Source organism: Nostoc sp. LPT, assembly GCF_017115165.1.
In the GTDB taxonomy this organism is placed as follows: domain Bacteria; phylum Cyanobacteriota; class Cyanobacteriia; order Cyanobacteriales; family Nostocaceae; genus Nostoc.
In genome coordinates this window covers 1-21,091 of record NZ_JABXKF010000131.1, presented here as the reverse complement: position 1 = coordinate 21,091, position 21,091 = coordinate 1, and the positions used below count along the sequence as shown (strand labels likewise).

24 protein-coding genes and 1 pseudogene are annotated in these 21,091 nt (G+C 42.0%); 20 read left to right on the top strand and 5 right to left on the bottom strand.

The genetic code is table 11. From position 1 onward, the window contains the following. The first annotated feature begins 87 nt into the window (after positions 1-87). The 14 genes from HWQ58_RS24770 to HWQ58_RS24705 all read left to right on the top strand — a co-directional run bounded on the left by HWQ58_RS24770 (position 88) and on the right by HWQ58_RS24705 (position 11,078). Complete coding sequence (locus HWQ58_RS24770; protein ID WP_292868553.1) at positions 88-438, top strand: hypothetical protein; 351 nt, start codon at positions 88-90, stop codon at positions 436-438. After that, positions 438-980, top strand: coding sequence for a hypothetical protein (locus tag HWQ58_RS24765; RefSeq protein WP_292868551.1), 543 nt, complete (start codon positions 438-440; stop codon positions 978-980). The genes HWQ58_RS24770 and HWQ58_RS24765 overlap by 1 nt, the downstream gene beginning before the upstream one ends. Continuing rightward, a complete protein-coding gene (locus HWQ58_RS24760; protein ID WP_292868549.1) occupies positions 973-1,869 on the top strand; it encodes a LamG-like jellyroll fold domain-containing protein in 897 nt (298 codons plus the stop codon). The genes HWQ58_RS24765 and HWQ58_RS24760 overlap by 8 nt, the downstream gene beginning before the upstream one ends. Beyond that, complete coding sequence (locus HWQ58_RS24755) at positions 1,869-3,764, top strand: hypothetical protein (protein WP_292868546.1); 1,896 nt, start codon at positions 1,869-1,871, stop codon at positions 3,762-3,764. The genes HWQ58_RS24760 and HWQ58_RS24755 overlap by 1 nt, the downstream gene beginning before the upstream one ends. A gap of 83 nt (positions 3,765-3,847) precedes the next feature. Then, positions 3,848-4,033, top strand: a complete 186-nt coding sequence (locus HWQ58_RS24750; RefSeq protein ID WP_292868543.1) for a hypothetical protein — start codon at positions 3,848-3,850, stop codon at positions 4,031-4,033. A gap of 96 nt (positions 4,034-4,129) precedes the next feature. Then, a complete protein-coding gene (locus HWQ58_RS24745; protein ID WP_292868540.1) occupies positions 4,130-4,360 on the top strand; it encodes a hypothetical protein in 231 nt (76 codons plus the stop codon). 63 nt (positions 4,361-4,423) lie between these two features. Further along, positions 4,424-4,789, top strand: coding sequence for a hypothetical protein (locus HWQ58_RS24740; RefSeq protein ID WP_292868538.1), 366 nt, complete (start codon positions 4,424-4,426; stop codon positions 4,787-4,789). 1 nt (position 4,790) lies between these two features. Further along, positions 4,791-5,156, top strand: a complete 366-nt coding sequence (locus HWQ58_RS24735) for a hypothetical protein (RefSeq protein ID WP_292868536.1) — start codon at positions 4,791-4,793, stop codon at positions 5,154-5,156. Beyond that, positions 5,153-5,488 (top strand): hypothetical protein, encoded by a 336-nt coding sequence (locus tag HWQ58_RS24730; protein WP_292868533.1) that lies wholly within the window; start codon positions 5,153-5,155, stop codon positions 5,486-5,488. The genes HWQ58_RS24735 and HWQ58_RS24730 overlap by 4 nt, the downstream gene beginning before the upstream one ends. Before the next feature lie 431 nt (positions 5,489-5,919). Continuing rightward, the gene (locus HWQ58_RS24725) at positions 5,920-6,801 is read left to right on the top strand and encodes a TauD/TfdA family dioxygenase (RefSeq protein WP_292868530.1); all 882 of its coding nucleotides are present in this window, start codon (positions 5,920-5,922) and stop codon (positions 6,799-6,801) included. Between the two features lie 112 nt (positions 6,802-6,913). Further along, positions 6,914-7,990: an aliphatic sulfonate ABC transporter substrate-binding protein gene (locus HWQ58_RS24720; protein WP_292868527.1), complete on the top strand. Its 1,077-nt coding sequence runs from the start codon at positions 6,914-6,916 to the stop codon at positions 7,988-7,990. A gap of 136 nt (positions 7,991-8,126) precedes the next feature. Continuing rightward, positions 8,127-9,398: an MFS transporter gene (locus HWQ58_RS24715; protein WP_292868524.1), complete on the top strand. Its 1,272-nt coding sequence runs from the start codon at positions 8,127-8,129 to the stop codon at positions 9,396-9,398. Between the two features lie 120 nt (positions 9,399-9,518). After that, positions 9,519-9,755 (top strand): hypothetical protein, encoded by a 237-nt coding sequence (locus HWQ58_RS24710; RefSeq protein ID WP_292868521.1) that lies wholly within the window; start codon positions 9,519-9,521, stop codon positions 9,753-9,755. A 123-nt stretch (positions 9,756-9,878) separates the two neighbouring features. Next, complete coding sequence (locus HWQ58_RS24705) at positions 9,879-11,078, top strand: low temperature requirement protein A (protein ID WP_292868518.1); 1,200 nt, start codon at positions 9,879-9,881, stop codon at positions 11,076-11,078. Positions 11,079-11,132: 54 nt separating this feature from the next. Here the strand turns inward: HWQ58_RS24705 and HWQ58_RS24700 are convergent, their stop codons facing one another. Further along, on the bottom strand, positions 11,133-11,510 hold the full coding sequence (locus HWQ58_RS24700; protein WP_292868515.1) for a helix-turn-helix domain-containing protein: 378 nt from the start codon (positions 11,508-11,510) through the stop codon (positions 11,133-11,135). A gap of 80 nt (positions 11,511-11,590) precedes the next feature. On the opposite strand from HWQ58_RS24700, the gene trxA reads away from it, so the two are divergent. The 5 genes from trxA to HWQ58_RS24675 all read left to right on the top strand — a co-directional run bounded on the left by trxA (position 11,591) and on the right by HWQ58_RS24675 (position 15,389). Next, entirely contained in the window at positions 11,591-11,914 is a 324-nt protein-coding gene (trxA, locus tag HWQ58_RS24695; protein WP_012412473.1) for a thioredoxin, read from the top strand. A 121-nt stretch (positions 11,915-12,035) separates the two neighbouring features. Continuing rightward, the gene (locus HWQ58_RS24690; RefSeq protein ID WP_292868512.1) at positions 12,036-12,830 is read left to right on the top strand and encodes an SDR family NAD(P)-dependent oxidoreductase; all 795 of its coding nucleotides are present in this window, start codon (positions 12,036-12,038) and stop codon (positions 12,828-12,830) included. A gap of 132 nt (positions 12,831-12,962) precedes the next feature. Beyond that, positions 12,963-14,075: an alkene reductase gene (locus tag HWQ58_RS24685; RefSeq protein WP_292868509.1), complete on the top strand. Its 1,113-nt coding sequence runs from the start codon at positions 12,963-12,965 to the stop codon at positions 14,073-14,075. A 118-nt stretch (positions 14,076-14,193) separates the two neighbouring features. Beyond that, entirely contained in the window at positions 14,194-14,625 is a 432-nt protein-coding gene (locus tag HWQ58_RS24680; RefSeq protein ID WP_292868506.1) for a nuclear transport factor 2 family protein, read from the top strand. A gap of 98 nt (positions 14,626-14,723) precedes the next feature. Beyond that, on the top strand, positions 14,724-15,389 hold the full coding sequence (locus tag HWQ58_RS24675; protein WP_292868504.1) for a nitroreductase family protein: 666 nt from the start codon (positions 14,724-14,726) through the stop codon (positions 15,387-15,389). A 587-nt stretch (positions 15,390-15,976) separates the two neighbouring features. Here HWQ58_RS24675 and HWQ58_RS24670 read toward each other — a convergent pair. The 4 genes and pseudogenes from HWQ58_RS24670 to HWQ58_RS24655 all read right to left on the bottom strand — a co-directional run bounded on the left by HWQ58_RS24670 (position 15,977) and on the right by HWQ58_RS24655 (position 20,315). After that, positions 15,977-16,951, bottom strand: a pseudogene (locus HWQ58_RS24670) (MvdD family ATP-grasp ribosomal peptide maturase). Between the two features lie 80 nt (positions 16,952-17,031). Further along, complete coding sequence (locus HWQ58_RS24665; protein ID WP_292868501.1) at positions 17,032-18,021, bottom strand: MvdC family ATP-grasp ribosomal peptide maturase; 990 nt, start codon at positions 18,019-18,021, stop codon at positions 17,032-17,034. Positions 18,022-18,212: 191 nt separating this feature from the next. Continuing rightward, positions 18,213-18,503 (bottom strand): microviridin/marinostatin family tricyclic proteinase inhibitor, encoded by a 291-nt coding sequence (locus tag HWQ58_RS24660; protein WP_292868498.1) that lies wholly within the window; start codon positions 18,501-18,503, stop codon positions 18,213-18,215. 321 nt (positions 18,504-18,824) lie between these two features. Beyond that, complete coding sequence (locus tag HWQ58_RS24655; protein WP_292868495.1) at positions 18,825-20,315, bottom strand: glutamine synthetase family protein; 1,491 nt, start codon at positions 20,313-20,315, stop codon at positions 18,825-18,827. 191 nt (positions 20,316-20,506) lie between these two features. On the opposite strand from HWQ58_RS24655, the gene HWQ58_RS24650 reads away from it, so the two are divergent. Beyond that, positions 20,507-20,878: a hypothetical protein gene (locus HWQ58_RS24650; protein WP_292868492.1), complete on the top strand. Its 372-nt coding sequence runs from the start codon at positions 20,507-20,509 to the stop codon at positions 20,876-20,878. Positions 20,879-21,091: the final 213 nt, after the last annotated feature.

Below are 21,091 nucleotides of genomic sequence, written 5' to 3'. Positions count from 1 at the left end.
TATTCCACTTCTACATAAAAGTGGAACATTTACACAAATTTAGATTAGCAATACAACGGATTTATTCACAACATCTAAATCTGCTGTATGGCACAAATTACAGACCTGACTTTTCAGCAACTTGAAACAGCATCCGGCTTAAATAATTTATTTGTAGTAGACCCTACTTATGGATTAATGCTGAGATTATCTGCCATCACTCCCAATGCTGTATCCGCGAAATCTGCTACTGGAGTAGTGCAAGCTTTGTACCAACTCAGGGAATGTGCAGCACGAGCGCAGGTAACAGTAAATGCTAATCAATCTATCGGCGAACGGCTAGCAGCATTTCCACAAGCGAGTACAGGTACAGCAGTCAATGGATATGTACTATCAAGTGGGCAAATAATCACAAAAACCCCACTAGCAACCTCTGGGATTGTAGGAGCTAATAACTAATGAGCAATCCTGGTATTTTTCGTAATGTAAATATCATCAAAGAACTTAACGCTTCCACGGGAACCGGGATGATAGAACTCTACCAACCTGGCAGACTCAATAGTTTAGATGTAGTGAGTAATGCTAAGTATTCAGGGTTTATTACTTCACTGCGCTTGACAGTTGATGTCACTAGTATCGATGAATTAGAAGTAGTTGAGAATGATACCCTTGCTGACGATGCAACTATCGCGGCGAACGCTAAAACTACTTTTAATAACAATCCTAAGAAGTGCTTGAGTTTTTTTATTGGTAATAGTGACACACCAGCAGTCAAAGTCGTGGATGTTTTTATTTTTAATCAGCGACCCTTTTATTACGTTTCATTACTACCATATTTCACCAGTGCATCTACTTTTGATGTCGCACCTGATAGCATTATCGCAATTCAGCAGAGAGATGTAGGATACGGTTTGCTGCAATATGATGACCGGATTTTAATCCTGGAAACCGTAATAGAAGAATCACCAGTTTATGACCAATTACTATTGACAGTTGAATAAGACAGTGGAAATATCAAAACTAAAAACTCTCACTACCCCTAATTTAAATGATGTCTTGCCGATACTCGATATTAATGGTGGCATTAGTGGTAAACCTATTCTAAGGAAGGCAACATTATCTAGTTTGCTAGCGCTAGCAGAAGGTAATAGTTCAGGATTTGAAGTACCGACTCTTATTAAAACTGTTGCTGAAAGTGGTGATTGTTTTATCGGCATTGACTCAACAGGAATACCCTTTAAAATTACTAAAGCTAATCTTTTAGCAGGGTTGTCTAGTGGTGGAAGTGGAACGCCACAGCTCAGTAGCACTATTCTATTATTACATGGTGATAGTAGTCCGATTGTAGATAGTAGTAGCTACGCATTAACACCAGCAAGTAACTCTGGTGTAACCGTATCAGTAATGCTATCTAAATTTAGTGGTTCATCACTGCTATTTAATGGTGGAATAATTTCATATAATTCTAATAATTTCAATGTAGGTAGTGGAAACTGTACTGCCGAGCTTTTTCTATATACCAGTAATACATCATTGGGGCAAAATATTATCGATTTTCGACCATTAAGCACGCAAGGTAACTACCCAACCATCTACTTACTTAATAACAAGATTAGCTATGCTTTTGGAAATATTACAGTTGATGGTAGTGTAAATCCATTAGTAAATGACTGGAATTATATTGCCTTGAGAAAAATAGGAACAACAACAGAACTTTGGCTAAACGGCTCTAATGTTGGCTCTGCTGTTACTGGAAACTGGGGTAACAGTAACGGAATAATTCTTGGTACTGGAGCTTTTGGATTACCTTTTTATGGATACATTGATGAATTTCGATTCAGCAAGGTAGCTCAAGATGTTTCGATAGTTCCTTCTTTACCTTTCAGCTAATGCCACAAGTAACTTACGCTGATCCAACTACTACTAGAACCCCGCTACACTTTGATGTGATGCCACCTTCTAAACAGGCATCACCAATAGTAAATTCTCCAGCAATAAGACAACCTTTCAGCGCACAGCAGGTTAGTACTGGACAGCTTGCAAGACCAATTGATTACCATGCTCAACCACAAAATATCCCTAGCGTACAAGAGCAAATAAGGCAAGACGGGCGAACATGGAAAACGATTGATATAACACCTAATTCCTCTGCTAGACCTAGAATTAATACCATACAATCGGTAATAGCTGGAACCAACGTAGTTAGTGGCAACAATTTTGCACAAGAGCAAGCATTTGAGCAAGCTGCATATCTTTTAGGATGGTCTTTATCAGGTTTTTGGGACGGTGCAATCGAGGGTAAAAATTATCCGAATGAACAGCTTAGATTAAAGCGAGATTTTGCTGAGGATGGTGCATATGCGATTGGTAACAAAGTTGGAGATCAAATCAGAAACTTAGGGGAACAAGGTAAAGCTAACTTAGAAGACCTCTGGAAAAATCGCCCGCATTTTGAAATTCCAACTATTCAAATTCCCAAATTCGATAGACCTGGAATGCCAGATTTAAGTATCCCAAAAATCCCAGAATTTGATATACCTGATTTGCCAAAAATCAAGTTCCCAGGATTACCGGAACCCAGGATACCGGAACCAGAAAGTAAGCCACAACCTACAACAAAAGAGAAAGATATCCCAACTCCAAGAGAACCAAAGCCTAAGCCTGTACCACCGACACCAATAAGGAAATTACGCGAATTAGAATTGTCGCCGTGTGGGTCAATAATTTTCAGAATATCCTACGTTACGAAGACATTGGGTAAATATTTTGTAACTAACGAAGACAACACAGGAGGGCATTTTGAACAGATAACTGTACCAAGCTCACTTGATGAAGTATACGGCCTTTTCTCTGGATGGTACACAAGAACTTATGCAAACGATCTAGATTTCAGCTTGCCAAGTTTAAAGCAATGGATTGAGAGTGGGGGAGGAACAGGGGAAGTTAGGCGCATAGATTTAGGCAATGGAACAGCTTATGAGGCAGTCTATGGAATTGGTAACGGAGTATACGCCGACGGCAATCCCTACGGTAGTGGATACCCGAAATACTATGCTTCACAAATTAATATCGGGGTAGAAGGAATAACAACCAAAGCAGCAATAAATTATTTACTCGATTCATTGTCATTCAACGGTAGAACTCCAGAAGTTTATCACTTAGATATTTCAAATCCTGATGCTAAAGACTGTCCGATTAATAAAAAAGTTTTACCAGAACCACCACCATTACCACCACAGGATTGTGATTGTGCTATGATTTGTTGCCCAGAAATTGATTATAGAAAAATCCAAGCCATCATTGCAGAGGAAGTTAAAAAACTTGATGTAACTGCGGCTATTCCTCTTTCTTTCCAAATTAGGCATGAAGGCGATACACCACAGATGGTAATTCAATGTGCTGAAAAAAAGAGTGCTGCAAGTGGAAATCAACCTGCAAAGTACGATAGTGCAAAATATCCAATCACCGTACCTCACTGGAAAGGTGGACAGAATGATAAACCTACTTTACCACCATATAAAAAAGGAAATTGGCAAGCAATATTAGTACTTGCTGACAACAGCAAGGTGACAATAAATGCTCAAAATGAAGCAGAATGTATAAAAATATTGAATGCTATTAAACCTTGGATAAATTCAAAAATGCTAGAGGGAAGTTACTTCAAAGGTGGCAAAATAACAACCAAGGAACCAATTAAAGAAAGTCAAGTTTACCCTAAATATGGCAGATATTTTAGCAAAGGGCAAAAAAATGGTAAACCCGATTGGAGGGTAGACTTCCCATAATGCAAAGATGCTCTAAACGAATAAAATGCCAGAGTGATAAAGATAATAAGCCTGATAACAATGGTAAGCAGACATACATTTCAATGAGTGATGCTTGCAAGGTACTCTATCTTGAAAACAGCACTATTCGCTATCACATTATCCGCAAGCGTATACGAGCATTTAAATCAGCTGGTAAATGGTGGCTGAATTTTGATGATGTAGAAGCCTTCTCTAAGTGGAATAGCAGTAGCTCACAAGTAGTCAAGCCAAACTCGGTCAAGGGTTAAGGCTCGATAGGGAGAGTGAGTGATTGCTAGTGACAGAGTTATTTTTCAGGTACTAGCTTAGATGTATCAAAGACAACCAACTCTAGGTACACACGTATGGCTGCTAGCGTTACTACTGTTGCAACTACTCTTGAAGGTCAATTATGGGAATTAGCAGTTCGGATGCAAAACGCTGAACTTGCTGATACAACTAACAATCCGAACAACATCCAGACTGCAATTGACACCGAAAATCGTACTGTTTCTATTACCTTTTCTGCACCAGCTACCTTTGCTGTTAGTTCTGCTGGTGCTTTGGTAGCGTCTCCGACGGCATATCTACCCTAATTTCTAGTTTTTCAATGGGGTATTCACCCCACATTTATTAATAAATAATAGGGAGATTTTACGATGGCCAAAGAGGCGAAATCCCAGGTTTATTACATCAATCTGGGTGGTACGGTCGGCAACGCTGGGGCAATGCGTTTTGCATGGCGTGGTAATAAAGATGCTTACCCTAAAGCCGTTGCTGATGAATTAGGTGTAGTGATTGCTAAGGATACTGATGCCGGCTTAATGTTTGGTGCCAACAGCCCACGTCCGGCCAAAGTGAGGATTGGTTACACTGATGCTAATGGTAATTCTAAAAGTACTATTAGATTCTGTGAACCAGACAAAATCGGTGCCGTAACTACAGGCGGAAAACTGAACGGCAAGAAAATTAAAATTGCTGGCAAAGAATATAATATTAACGGTGTAGCCATCAAGACTAATTAAGATGGAATTGTCGGAAGGCTATAGCGATTTAAAAAACAATTATCTGTGGAATGTCAGATTTGATCAATCTATTTTAGGTAATCAAAAATTTGATATTCCCAGAGAATTTACATCAGTAATAGTGGCAGTACTCGCTACTACTACAAATATTAATTCCAGGAATATAGCAGGGTATTTGGTGCAAACAGTCAATTTATTTCAAGTAGGTGGCATTGCACAAACATCAAGTAGTTATACTTTACCCAATAAAATCCCAAGAGTTATTATTTTTCCTGATGGAATTTCACCCTTTACATTGCGCTTCAAATTAGCCTTTCCAGTAGGTAATTGTCGGGTCAAAATTTGGGAAGCGGTTCTTAAATTATGAAATTTGATGCTGGTTCAGCTAGTTTTTTACTAGCTCTTATTGGTGCAACCTCTGGTTGGGTTGCTTGGTGGACAAACAAGCTCAAATTCGAGAGACAACAAGCTACTCAAATAGCAGTTGCGGCTGCTGAGAAAGCACTTAACGACGAACGTGATTTCAATCACCTTATTCGCCATCAACTAGATATCTCAAAAAATATCACTCTTGGATTTGAAGACCTTGAAGACCAAATCCAAGACATGGATAATCAGCTACGAGAAATCAAAGCTTATCTAATTCGGTATGCAATCATCCCTGACACAGAAGTACTATGCAAGAGAGATGGTTCTTAAACCTCTCTGGGGATTCTCCATAGTTGGGGATATATAGCAGATTTCAACGTTGTGAGGTACAGAAATACTCCAGGCGCATATTACTGTATTGGTTTACTTTTTAGCGGTCAAAATGGTCAAGCATTAACCATTGGCGTAGTTAGTATATCTCTTTAATATTACCAAGAGTATCAGTTTATACAATTTTACAACTGAAAGAGACAAATATTTTCTCCTCTGCTCCCCTAAATGTATCAACCTTATAGTGAAATGGTATTAGTCCGTAATTTAACTGGCAAGCTTGCTATTTATTTTACTGAATATTTCTGCTTTGATTCCAGCAGTCTAAAAATATAGTCATCATATACTACTGTAAATCTATCGAATTAGTGTATTATACTGACAGCTACGATCGCTTCCTTACAAACTACAAAGTAGAAGGAGAAATTTTTATGACATTTACTGCAACACGGATTGAGATTACGCCTAGTGGAGCAGCTTTAGGAGCAGTTGTTAATGGTGTTGACGCCAGTATTGCAGCAGAACCAGAAGTAATCTTGCAACTCAAGCAGGCGTGGCGCGATCATCACATCCTCATCTTCAAAAATCAACAATTGACTGACGACCAATTATTAGCGTTTGCGAATTACTTTGGCGACATTCTCCAACAGCCTGCCTATATCCGTAAAGGAGAAACCGAGCCGTACCTGCCGCCTCTTGTTCTTACCCTTGCAAATGCTGCCTCTGAAGAAAGTTCCGTCAATCTTGCACCCAACTATCGTAAACTTTTACCCCATATCGATCATGACTGGTTGCCTACACCATCTAGCGGTTCATTTTTATATGGGGTAGAACTGCCTGAGAATGGGCCTGATACCTATTGGGTGAATTTGATTCAGGCTTACGAAGAACTAGATGATGCTACTAAAAAGCAGATTGCTGGTTTGCAGTTACGCCATTTTAATTTTTATGGCAAGTATCGGGATGAGTATCCTGAACCGGGTTACGCAGCCGGTCGGCCCGTTGAACCCGGTGAACAAGTTGCTACCCATCCTTTGGTTCGCACTCACCCGGATACTGGCAAGAAAGTTCTCTTCTTAAATGCCGCTAGCGAGGTAGATATTGTTGATTACGACCCAGTGGAAGGGGCAAAGCTAATTGAGCGGTTGCGGGAACACATTAAACAACCCCACTTTGTTTATCAACACCACTGGAGTAAAGGCGACCTGCTTTATTGGGATAACCAGGCAACGGCTCATTATCGCCCCGAATTTAATTCCAACGCAACCCGGGTTTTGAAGCGGGTTAGCATTCAAGGAAGCCGTCCTTTCTAAAGTTCAGCTAGCTAAAAATTGTGAACTCTTTCAGATACAAAACTTTACTCCCCCTTTCCTTCTCCACTTTAGAGAGCAGAGGGGGTTAATTAACAAACAGTACTAGAAAGCTATGGTCAGACTGCAAATTGGAAAGCACTCAATATCCAGACGTGATTTACTTTACACTTTTTATGGATTAATGTCTTTTACTGCCTTAGTCAGTTGTGGAACAAATAACGGCAACACAGGCAATAACAGCAGCACAACCTTGAGTACTAATGCCACTAGTAATAATAAAGGCAGTACCAAGCTGGTTCGACTTGGCTACCAAGTTTCTGGGGATCTAACACACGAAAAAGGCGTGATCGAAAAACGCTTGGCTTCTCAAGGAATAGGTGTTACTTGGTCGCAATTTGTGTCTGGACCTCCGCTATTGGAAGCCTTAAATGTGGGTAGCATTGACCTTGGGCCTACTGGCGAAACGCCACCCATTTTTGCTCAGGCAGCTGGTACCAATCTGATTTATGTAGTTAATACCCCGCCAGGTACTGGAGAAGGTTCAGCAATTGTTGTGCTAAAGGATTCTCCAATCCAAACATTGGCAGGTCTTAAAGGTAAAAAAGTTGCTTATTCTAGAGGGACGGCTCAGACCTTTTTTGTGGTGAAAGCGTTTGAAGAGATAGAGCTAAAAATCAGTGATATTGAATCAGTGAATCTACCCATTGCAGATGGAAGAGCAGCGTTTTTGAACAAGACGGTTGATGCCTTTGTAGAAGGTGATCCTAGTCTGATCAAGCTGCAACGGGAAGGCACTATTCGGGTCTTACGAAACGCGCAAGGAATTAAGACGCCAGGAAGTTATTACCTAGCTTCACGAGATTTTGCAATTAATAATGCTGAACTCTTGAAAGCAATTTTGTCAGAGTACTACCAAGTTGGGCAGTGGGCAAACAAAAACAGGCGGGCTGCTGCTGAAATCCTCGCACCGAAGGTCAAGACTGATGTCGATACTATGGAGTTAACGTTGACGAGAAGAAAATATGACATGAGACCAATTACTGAGGAAGTAATTAGCGCTCAACAAAAGGTTGCGGATCTTCTGTATGAACTGAAACTTGTGCCAAAACAAGTCGATGTTTTTGGAGCAACCTTAACTGCCCAGCAGTATGCAGCGATTACACCAGATGCCGTTAGGAATAAGGCTTAACCTTTGAATCAGCAAGCTTGTTAAAAAATCAAACGCGATGCCTGCGGCGGTAAACTACGCAATTATCCGATAATTATTATGTTTTACTAAGTATTAGTTAGCCTAATACTTAGTAAAACATAATAGAACTTTCCTGATGAAAATTTGGAACAGACAACTAGGCGATCGCGTAAGTAATATCATTTACCAGTATTTACCCGCCTTTCGCTGGCGCAATTTTCGCCTGTTTTTTGGGGGGCAGTTACTATCAATGTCTGGGACATTTATGACCCAGCAGTTAACTATTCCTTGGCTGGTATACGATTTGACTCAATCGGCATGGTTGTTGGGAGTTGCAGGGTTTGTGCAATTTTTGCCGACGTTATTAGTGATTCCCTTTTCGGGCGTATTGTCCGATCGCTGGAGTCGTCGTGACTTGTTAATGTTGGTGCAGATATTGGGAATTAGCGTTTCCCTGGGATTAACGATTCTTACCTTTACGAATCAAATTACGTTTCCCATCCTATTGGTACTGAGTGTTCTCAATGGTTTGCTCAAGGGATTAGATATGCCCGTGCGTCATACAATCGTCACCGAAACCGTAGATGATCGCGCCGATTGGAGTAATGCGATCGCTTTGAATTCAGTGATGTTAAGTTCCTCGCTGGTATTGGGACCGGCTATGGGCGGGATTTTGATTGCGACACTAGGGGTGAAATATTGTTTTCTCTACGATACTCTCAGCTATATTCCTGCCATCTTTACCCTGCTAGCGATGCGGCTGAAAGTCCGACCCACGTTGACCCTGACGAGCCTTAGTGATACTTTGCAGAAATTGCGGGAGGGCTTTGAATATGTCTCCAAGTTCCAGCCGATTAGAGCAATTTTATTAATACTGGCGTTACAAGGTTTAGTCGGGATGTCTCATGTCGCGCTCATGCCCGTCTTCGCGGCTAAGATTTTAAATGGGGATGCAACTACGATGGCTCACCTTAGCACCTCAGCGCCGATTGGCTCGTTGTTTGCTTGTTTGTATCTGAGTGTTAGGCGAGGGATTGCGGGCTTAGAGCGTTTGATTGTAGTCACTCAAGTCTTGATTGGGATAAGTTTGATTTCCTTCTCACTATCGCGTCAAGTTGGATTATCCATAATCATACTGGTGTTTACAGGCTGCTTTTCCATCCTCCTGATTACCAGTAGTAATATGATTATCCAAACCCTAGTTACCGAAGATAAGCGCGGACGGGTGATGAGTTTTTATGCCCTAGCAATGGTGGGTATGATACCCTTTGGGAATCTGTTGGCTGGAACTTTGGCAGATAATTTTGGTGCGACTAATGCCTTGATTGTCTGTGGCAGTCTGAATATCTTAGGTACGCTATGGTTCTATACACAAATGCCAGCTGTCAGGCGTTGGATTGATCGCTAAACAAGTTGGTTCTCTTTGGAAAAGTGCAATTAAGGAGGGAGCGATGGTAATACTTTTCGGCTAATAACTGTCATAACTATGATTAGTTGAATATATGGAAAGTGGTTGATTAAAAAAGCTATGACAACCGCAACACCAATAAATAATCCTGTTATTGTCCCCAAAAAGCTGCCTTTTCTGGAGTCAATTTGTTGGCAGACAGCCGATGTCTATCGGTTTACTCCAGAACAAATGTTGAGTCGCTACGAGCGTGGTTGGCAATATCGCAACCTATTTAATAATCATGAGGATGAAGAACTCAATTTCCTTCAGGAACTCGCCAGACGCTATAAATCCTGGTTGCAAGTTTGTTTATGATCTCCAGGTTAGAACACCATAATAAAATTCTCACAGCGCCATCAGTATGGCGATCGCTTATGTGTCGTCCGAGCGGTGTTATGTCGATCAAACCTATGTATAATAATGTTTCTGCCGTATACTATGAGTAATCCACCCTCTCTCACCCCTGCCTCACTCAGCCGTTGGCGATCGCCGAGCTTGCGGGTTACTAGCAAAGTTGAAGGGGTAAATCATGCAAGTTGGATTGAGCTATTTTTCGATCTAGTTTTTGTAGTTGTCATTGAAGAACTGAGCCATTATTTATCTGAGCATTTATCGCTGGTTGGTTTTTTACAATTCGCTGCGTTGTTTGTGCCATGCTGGTGGGCGTGGGTGTTGTTTACTTTCTATGCTGATCGTTATGATACTGATGATGTGCCACACCGCTTGCTGATTTTGAGTGGGATGTTGGCTGCTATCTTCCTGGCAGCAACGGTTCATCATGCCTTTGGAAATAGCGGAGTAGGTTTTGTCTGGTCTTATGTCGCCATTCGCTCGATTGTGCTGTTGCTATATATGCGTTCAGTGATGCATGTAGCGGTAGCTTGGGCAAATTTACGGCTGTATCTCACGTCATATCTGCCGAGTACAATGCTATGGATTGCCTCGCTCTGGTTCGATGGTATTCCTCGCTACAGTTTGTGGGCGCTAGCAATGAGTATCGAGTTAGCAGTGCCGATCGCGGGGTCACGACTGCTAGTAAAAACGCCCGCTCATCCTTCCCATTTGCCAGAACGATTTGGCTTACTCACCTTAATTGTGTTGGGAGAAGCGATCATCTCAGTAGCAAGTGCAACAGCAAATTTGAATGGGAATGTCATACAAATTCTGGCAGCCGTCGGCGGATTTGTGATAGCGGCGAGTTTATGGTGGCTGTACTTTAGCTTTCTTGAATCCTCAATCCGCATTCGCAGTATTGCCTCAGTACATCTTTATAACTATGGACATTTGCCGATTCTGTTAGGGCTGACAACAATTGCAGTCGGAGTAGGACACACGATTCAAGAAGTAGATCAACCTGTTTTAGAAACTGGAACGCGCTGGGCGCTATGTGGTGGCATGGCGTTATATTCGCTAGCGATCGCCATAATTATGTTCACCGCTTGTCGTCGTCAAGTCACGATTTATTCGTTCGCACTGATTTTGGTTGCCTTGGGACTAGCTATCTTTGGCGCAGGTTTGCCGCCACTAGCGATCGAGGGTTTTTTGATCACAGCCTTGGTTGTGAAAGTGAGTGTTGATATTTTCAGTGCCCCTCCATCACCAGAAGCCAGCGAGGATGAGGGTAGTGCCGAACTGTAAAAGGGATTGGGGAACTCAAGGCTCCCTCTGGGGATAATGTCTAGTAGGGGTACGTTAACGCACCCTACTAATATTATCGGAGAATTTATTTTTTGGGATTCCCTTAGCACTGGCGGGGTCAACAGGCAATGGTTGAGCCGCTTTCAATACCGCATCCAGCAACCCTGGAAACAGCATCTCTAAATCTTCACGCCGCAGTATGTTAATGTGCAATGTTCCTTCTTTGCGTGTGAAGACTATCCCCGACTCCCGCAAAATCTTGAAGTGGTTGGACATAGTTGATTTTGCGATCGCAAAATCAAACCTCGCACAGCATTGTTCCCCCTCAGTCGCCAACAGGCGCACAATCTCTAACCGTACCGGATCGCCCAATGCATACAACACGCCCGGTAAAGAAATATTTTTTCGATCTGGATGATAAAGGAATTTCATAGTTGCATTATCTCATCAAGTGGCATATATTTTTATTATTCGATATTATCGAATTATAGAATTAAGTAGGAAGGCAATTTATGTCATCCATTACAAATGTCACAGAAGCCACATTCAAGCAAGAAGTCTTGGAAAGTGAAATTCCGGTATTAGTAGACTTTTGGGCACCGTGGTGCGGCCCTTGCCGGATGGTGGGCCCAGTCGTCGATGAAGTTGCTGCTGAATATGAAGGACAGGTGAAATTTGTGAAGTTGAACACAGATCAAAATCCTACTGTCGCCAGCCACTATGGAATTCGCAGCATTCCGACATTGATGGTTTTTAAAGGAGGTCGCCAGGTCGATACTGTCGTAGGGGCGGTTCCAAAAACTACCTTGAATAAGACCTTAGCACAGCATCTTTAATCTAGGTACTATTGTGAGATGCATTTAGTTTGCAGTCTTCTCTAGTTAAGGGAGCCAGGAGTCAAAATATATAAGACTCCTGACTTCTGACTTCTGTTTCAACTAACGGGGAAAGAGCAAAATGGACTTGAAATTGCATGGTAAATCCGCCCTAGTGAGTGGCTCAACCGCAGGTATTGGTTTGGCGATCGCTCTTGGGCTAGCTCAAGAGGGTGCATCAGTGATTGTCAACGGTCGGTCTGAAGAAAGAGTAGCTCAAGCGATCGCCAAAATTAAGCATTCTACACCCGACGCGAAAGTTTCTGGTGTTGTTGCTGACGCTGGCACTGGATCAGGGTTAGAGAAACTCATTCAAGAGGTTCCTGACGTTGATATACTCATAAACAATCTGGGTATTTATGAGCCAAAAACCTTCTTTGATATTACTGATGAAGACTGGTTAAAGATATTTGAGGTTAACGTCCTCAGTGGAGTCCGTTTGAGTCGGCAATATCTGCAAAAGCAGCTAGAGCAAAACTGGGGGCGGATAATTTTTATCTCCAGCGAATCTGCTATTCAGATCCCAGTGGAAATGATTCACTACGGCACAACTAAGACGGCACAACTTGCCATTGCCAGAGGTCTAGCAGAAATGACTATCGGGACTGGAGTCACAGTAAACTCCGTTCTACCAGGGCCAACTCGCTCAGAAGGAGTTGAAGATTTTATCACCAACCTGGCACAGGAACGCAGTATTACTCGCGCTGAAGTTGAGGCTGAATTTTTTCAAAATGTGCGTCCAAGTTCCCTAATCAAACGCTTTGCAACTAATGAAGAAGTAGCAGCGATCGTTGTTTACCTTTCTAGTCCCGTAGCATCAGCAACTAATGGTGCAGCTTTGCGGGTAGATGGTGGCGTTATTCGGTCGATTGTTTAGTTAATGCGCGAGTGGGGAGTGGGGGATGAGGGGGCAGGGAAGGCAGGGGGAGAAATAATCAATGCCCAATGCCCTATGCCCAATGACCAATGACTAATGACCAATGACTAAAATAATTTGGAGATAAAATCAATGACTAGTGATATCAACTTATTCTCTCCTTACCAATTAGGAAATCTGGAACTACCTAACCGGATAGTGATGGCACCCTTAACCCGAAACAGGGCAAGTGAGGGAAACGTACCACACCAACTGAATGCTACCTACTACGTCCAACGTGCTTCCGCTGGACTGATTATTTCTGAAGCAACACAGGTAACTCCTGAAGGACAGGGTTATCCTGCGACACCAGGAATTCATTCATCAGAACAGGTGGCGGGATGGAAGTTAGTAACCGATGCGGTACATCAGCACGGAGGCAGAATTTTTCTGCAACTATGGCACGTAGGCAGGATTTCTCACCCCGATTTACAACCGAATGGAGCTTTACCTGTGGCACCTTCTGCCATTGCTCCTAAAGGTGAGGCTTCAACTTATGAGGGGCCAAAACCCTTTGTTACTCCCCGTGCTTTAGAAACTTCGGAAATACCGCAGATAGTCGAACAGTACCGTCAGGGAGCGGCAAATGCCCTAGCGGCTGGGTTTGATGGCGTGGAAATTCACGCAGCTAATGGTTATTTAATAGATCAGTTTCTCCGGAATGGCACAAATGTGCGTACAGATAAATATGGGGGTGACATTGAAAATCGTGTCCGATTCCTGTTGGAGGTGACAGAGGCGGTAACTAGTGTGTGGGATTCTAACCGAGTTGGGGTACGTTTATCTCCTAGTGGGACTTTTAACGATATGCGTGACTCCAATCCCCTGGAGACATTCGGTTATGCGGCTCAAGCGTTAAACCAATTTAATTTGGCATATCTGCATATTTTTGAGGCAATAGAGGCAGACATTAGACATGGCGGCATAATTGCACCCACTAGTCATATACGCGATCGCTTTACAGGTACTCTCATGGTCAATGGCGGTTATACTCGTGAAAAAGGCGATGCAGTACTGGCAAATAAAGCAGCAGATTTAGTTGCCTTTGGCACATTATTTATATCAAATCCCGATTTACCCCGACGCTTGGCTTTGAATGCACCACTAAATCAACCAAATCAAGCAAGCTTTTATGGCGGCGGTGAAAAAGGATATACAGACTATCCATTTTGGTCGCCTGCTAACGAGCCAGTAGCTAATACGTAATTCTTCTCCTCTGAATAATTAAAACCCACTTTTCGCACTCGAAAGTATCAAATCAAACTGAGAAGTTTGAAATTTTTCCAAGATACAACAAAATGGTTGTGTAAATTGGTTGTGAACTATGAAAGATACTTTAGAAGAAGCGGAAATCAAAGAACGCGTTAACGATTGGCTAGCTGCGTTTAGTGCAGGCGACAAACCGTTTGATTTTTCTGTCCTAGACAATCTTTACTGGCAAGATGAACAATTGCTTGCCTTCGATACTCTCTCACCGCAGACCACTCGAATTCAAGGATGGCAATCCTATGAGGAAATATGGAAGCCCTTCATGACAGCAATAACCCAGTGGCAAGTTAAATCAGTTGGGGATATTCAGATTTTCACAAGTGATAACATTACCGTCTCTGCTTTGATTTTTCATAGTACAGTAACCACCATAGGGAATGAGGCGGTTGGAATTACGGCTCATGCGACGCTTGTATGGCAAAAGCGAGAGGGACAATGGCGCATTATCCACGAGCATATCTCTAACCCAGTTAACATTGCCAATTAGAGAGGAACATAATTACATTGCCCTGCTCTTTAACGCTCTCAATCACTTTAAATATAAAATCCGAAACCCTCTCATAACTCAACTATCAGGAGAATCTCATGAGTTCCATCACTCAAACCCAACCTTTAGATGTACCCAGTGCGATCGCTAAACGTCGTTCTATCAAAACTTTTAAAACAGACCCCATCGCCCCAGAACTGCTCAAGCAATTGGTAGAGTTAACCGTGGCTGCACCCAGCAGCTATAATATCCAGGACTGGCAAATTATTCTTGTGCAAGATGAAGCACAAAAGACCGCACTTTCAGCAGCATCTTTTAATCAACAGCAAATTGTTCAAGCACCTGTAACCTTTATCTTTGCCGCCGATCCTAACGCAGGCGAACAAAACTTGACCCCAATTTTAGAGCAGGGACTGGAAACCGGGGCATGGAATGAAGGTACGGTAAACTACTTTAAAACCGCCATCCCGCAATTTCAAGCAACGCTAGGCGACAAGCGACGCGAATATGCGATCAAAGATGCGATCATTGCCGCTACCCATTTGGTGTTAGCGGCAGAAAGTCTGGGATTATCCACTTGTTTTATGAATGGTTGGATTGAGGATCAGGTAAAACAAGTAATTGGTGCTGGGGATAATCCAGATTTAGCGATCGCTGTTTTAGTTCCTGTTGGCTATGCAGCAGAACCACGCTTAAATCCAGGTCGTTTGCCATTCTCCTCCAACGTCTCTGTAGACAGAATCGGTAATCCTTATGCAGGGTAGTTTTTTCTAAATTGGGAATGGGGCATTGGGCATTAGGCACAAGAGGCAGAGGTGCAAAGGGGCAGAGAGGAAAAACTTACTGCAACTTCTCCTCTGCTCCCTGCTCCCCTGCTCTAAACCATGTCCTTATCCCAATACGGTTCAGTTAAGCCTTAAAGTCAAGTAAATTAGGGATTAGTCCCAAGTACGGAAACTGAGTGTGATGGCTCTCAAAGATTTAACAGTAGTGTCTCATAATATACATATTAATTAATTACTGAAAGCGATAGAGATAGCCATTTTTGTAACTGCTATTGAGCAAGCGATCGCTTTCTTGTTTATAGAAAACTTCTGTTGCTTTAAAATTATTTTCACTTCAGTAATAATACTTAAAAATAGCATTATACTAATTCTAACGTTGTATAATGAAGGAGGTGAATTCCGCATTAACCCCGTACCTACCTGCTCAATCGCTAACTGAGCATAATGTTTTAGCCTTTGCCACTACATCTAATTAAGTGTTTCTACTCTTTGTGCTTCCTCGTCCATACCCCCTCAATAGTTTGACATATAGTAGTTACCGCATGGTTAAGGTAGAGAAAATCGAGTCAATTAGCTGAATTATTTAGAACCTCAGCGATCGCCTGGGAAATCGGTAAGCCAGGACAGCGTTCCAGCCAGAAGAACTCGCCAACTGGGTTAACTTCAAGGAATACATGACGACCGTCAGGAGTCAAAATAATATCAAGCGCCCCATAGTTTAAACGGAATTCTGCCATGAGTTTGAGCAATTTCTCTTCGACATCTTCGGGCAAAGTGTATGACTCCCAAGCGTCGAGTAAGGCGATTCCTTGTTTGCGCCAGTCGTAACGTGCCTTATCCAAAGCTTAAGAATCAACCGCAGCCGTTAGCACACGCTTACCTACAATAATTGTCCGCAATTCTAATGCCTTGGGAATCTTCTCCTGAAATGTCATTGGGCAGAAACGTAAGCCATCAAGGTTGTCTAGATCCTCTGATGAAATTGGATTTGTAAACACAACTTTTTCTCGCCCTTGTTCATCATAAATAGCAAAGGAAGACAGCATTTTTGTAATTATTCCCTGCTGACACTCTTGAGCAAATTGCTTTACTGCTACTGGATTGTTTGTAGTCAGAGTGCGTGGCGTATCTAGACCGATATCTCCTGCTATTTGTAATTGCAGTTGCTTATTTTCCGCTCGGCGAATATTTGGCACAGGGTCAAGATGAAACCCCCTGATACTAGCAATCATTCCCTCAATACTGACGCGAGATTCTTTCAGTGAGGCTTGTCTAAGTTGACTGTCCATCGAGTTGGGAATTTTTGATCCAATTGCAATACGCCGATACCAAACTGCTGACACTTCATTTAAATCTAATGTCTGGTCATCGACACTCAAAATCACTCGCTTAGTACCACCATAGTAAACATCTAACTGTATTTCTGTGGGAAATCGGTCTGTGTCAAAACGAAATGCTTTCTTTCCTTGGGCTTCAATTGCTTGAATAACTAGAGGAATACTTTCGTTGTCTTGGCTGTAAGTAATGATTAAAACAGTCATTTACAAATATAGAGAATGAAGTACGCTACAGAGAAATATAGGGGTTATCAGTTAATTTGGAATTTTTAAGTAAGAGTATTTTACTTCAGACTTGTTGAAAGTAGTGCAGATGCAATAGCTAGAGCAATTGGATAGTCCAAATCTCTCTCCAGCATCCCCCACTCTCCTGTAGGATTAATTTCTAAAAAAACATATTCTCCTGATGGTGTTTTAATAAAATCAAATGCTCCAAAAACCAGTCCAAACTTGGCCATAAAGGCATCCAAACAACGGATTAGTTTATCAGGTAATCGCTCTGGTTGCCAGGTAAGAATCTTTTTTGTCTCACGTCGCCAATCCTGGGTAGATGCTGCATACTCAGACGCATCTAGCGCCCCGACAAAGAGATTGCCATTCACATACACTACCCGTAGTTCTTGCTGTTTAGGGATTTGTTCTTGAAACACAACTGGACAATAGCGCAGTGTTTCAGCATCAAGTAAGTCTTCTTCTTTAACGGCGCTGGTATACATGAAAAAAGAGGAGACTTGCATCCCGGAAGAAAGAGGTCTGAGCAGCTTGACAATCATTTTTCCCTTAACTTGGTGGAAAAATTCTCGTGCTTCTTGAGGATTATTGGTGACGAGAGTCCGAGGTATGACAAGACCTACTTCCGATGCAACCCGCAGTTGGCGTAACTTGTTTTCAGCTGCACTTATCCGGCGTAAATCATCCACCCACTTAGCTTCTCTTAGGCTGTCCCAAAAGCCATCTAAGACTGCGAGTGATTCATTAGAACAGACTGCTTGAAATTGTGGAGCCAATTCTTTACCGAGATCGGGTTGCCAAATACGCCGCATCCATACTGCTTGCACTTGCTCGGTGTTGAGAGAGCAATCGTTATATACTAGTGTATGATTGCTACCAGAGTTACTTAAATTAGCCTGGAGTTGGAGTGCGATCGGAAACTTATCAGTATCAAGACGAAATGGCTGTGCGCCTAGTTTTGTTACTGCTTCTGCAACTCTATCTATTGTAAAGTAATCACCACTATGGGTGATTAATAAAACTACATCACGATCAAGGCGCATATAATATTTTTATTAGTTTTTGCATTTTCACTATTGTCAACTATTGAGAAAGCAAAATTTTAAAAAAGTGAACTTAATTTTAATGGGAAGCCAACCCCTAAATGAAGTTGGCAAAGTTAACTGTATTTTTATTCTGACAATAGTTTTAAAACCGCATCTCTGGTGCAGTCAAAAGTATGCAGCGATGAAGTTCAAGACGGCGAACCCTCGTCATCGCCATCTGAAGGATACTTCTGAGTAACAGGGTACTCATCATTATCAGAAGGGTACTTCTTGGTTACTGTAGTGCCATCTTCTTGATCGGATGGATACTTCTGAGTTTGGACAACTTCATCATTATTCTGGTTTGTGGCATTCTTGCATCCACCGAGAATCGCTTTTGATTCTTCATCAGAAAGGTCTTCAATGCTTTGCCCTTCCAAGAATCGAGCAAAGAATGGTACTGCTTGTGAATTCAACTCTTCTGGTTTGTTTTCAGACACAACTTCCTCCTATAAAAAGTGAAGCTAAATTTATAGTGTACCTGATTATATGACATAATACTTACCAATATCTTTGCCAAAATAAGAGTTTATACATCAACTCACCTTCGGAAATTGGCGAAGGTATTAACTTAGCAAAACAAGTATTAATTTATCCTTTACCAAATATTTGCTTTTGTGTAATTATGTTTGTATAAAGTTAAAAACATAATAATTTTTCTTAAGCAAGTATGGAGGGATGCAATTGCTCATGCACCGAAAACTTATTTAAAACCTGAATAATCATCCTTAAAAGCGCGACATTCGCAAGAATTATTCACTTCAAAATAATTCAAAATATTCTCTTTGCTCCCAATTAGTCACCTGCTTTAAATAGTCTTCTGGTGGCCGGTCGGCGACGGACTGCAAAAAGCGATTAATTTCACTCTGTTTTATCTTAATGATGAAGTTGATGAACTGCTGCCCCATTTTTTGAGAAAAAAGTTCGCTTTCGCTCAAATATGAAATTGCCTCTGGCAAACTTTTGGGTAAGGTCGGACTTTCTGTAGCGTAAGGTGACTCTGTTGGGGAGCCAGGGTCAACTTTATGATCTACACCATCTAACCCAGAAATCAATTGCGATGCCATGTACAGATAGGGATTGGCTGCTGGTTCTCCAACTCGGTTTTCAATGTGGGTGGTGGGGTCATCATAACCGCCTTGTAATCTAATCATTGCCCCTCGGTTTTCCAATCCCCATCCAGCACGGTCAGGAGCTAGGGAATAAGGCTTAAATCTTTTGTAGCCGTTAATTGTCGGGGTTGTGAATACAGAAGCGGCATTGGCGTGTTTAAGAAGACCACCAACGAAATGTTTACCTAAATCTGACATTAGGATTTTGGAGTTTGCAGACATGAATGCGTTCTCACCTGTGGTTCGGTCTACAAGGGATTGGTGCAAATGCCAGCCATTGGAAGAAGAACCTTGCAATCCTGGACGACACATAAATGATGCGATGTAACCTTGTTGACGGCAGATTTGCTTGGTCGCCATTCGGAATATCATCATTGTATCCGCAGCTTGCAATGCCGGAATTGGGTCAAAGGTAAATTCAAATTGACCGACACCTCCTTCGTTTTCTACACTTCTTAAAGGCAACCCGATTTCAACTAAGTTTTCTGCCAGAATACATAGCAAATCGTGAATCTCTGGATTGTATGATTCTAAAAGGTATTGGAAGCTATGCTCTACAGCGCTAACTTTGGCAGGTTCACCAGGTTTTCCAGAAGTACCAACATTAGCGATCGCTAACATCGGATCTTCTAACTTTGCCAGATACCACTCAACTTCTAAGCCGATAATATGCTCTAATCCTCTTTGATGTAACTCTACCAATGATTGGCGCAAAATACCGCGACTGGAAAAGGGCATTGCCTGACCATTTTGAAAATACTCGTCACAGAGAATAAAGCCAGTACGTTTTGCCCAAGGCAGAATTTTGAAGGTATCAGGGTCAGGAACAGCCACAAGATTTGGCGCACCTGTCATCGAAGGCATATCTAAACTACCACCAGGAACAAACGGGTTAAATACTATTGCACCACCAGTATCAAACAGGAATGTCCCTGTGCTGATTTGCATACCGTTTTCTAAGGCGCTTAAAAACGCTTGGGGTAAGAGCGACTTGCTGCGAACAATGCCATGCTGGTCTGACCAAGCGGTACGAATCAACAGTAGATCCCGTTCTTTAACAACAGCCTCGATCTTTTCAGATGCTTCTTTTTGGATTTCTGTCCACAGGTGATGACGCTCAATAAATCCAGGTCTTTTCATTGCACACGAAAATATTTTAATGTTACTAATTATTCGGCTAGTACGCGATCGCTACCTAACGAAATGGGCAATACTATAAGTGGGAATAAAAGTAAAACTAGTCAGGTACAACACTATGGCTAAGTCTCTGATGTACTTGATCCATGTCGAAACCTAATTATTAGTTTTTCAATTGTTTAGAGGAGAGAAAAATGAAGAAGTTTACCAGTTTAATGATTGTCGGGGCAGTATTGTCGATTACTGCGCCAGCCTTTGCTGAAAATCGTGCAGTTAATATCAGTATTGGCAGTATTGGTGGTGCCTTAGATAATGCCGCTTTGCAAACAATTCGCCAGGTTATCGGGTTTGCAGTCGGCACTAGCACCGTCGATAAATTCATTGTATATAGTCCCAGGGCAGGATCTCCTATTGCCATCGAAGGAGGTTTATCTGCTTGTGCTGAAGCTGGTTTCGGCATAAGCAATACAAGATTTAATGCTTTTATTCAGCAATTGCGTTCAATTAATCCCAAATCAGGGACTTTCTACAATGTAGAACTTACCGCAAGCTGCAAACTAAAATAAGACGTTTGCACTCTAGCGCGGTAGGATGGGCTTCGTACCTCAGCCCATCCATCGAGTTACACAACCCTTTTTCATCACCCAAGCCCAAAGATTTATTTTTAATGATATTGACAAAAGGGAACTCCAAAAAATAAATTATCCAATTTCACGCCCATCAAAACGACTTTTTCTCCCCCTGCTCCCTGCCCCCTGCCCCCTGCCCCCTGCTCCCTG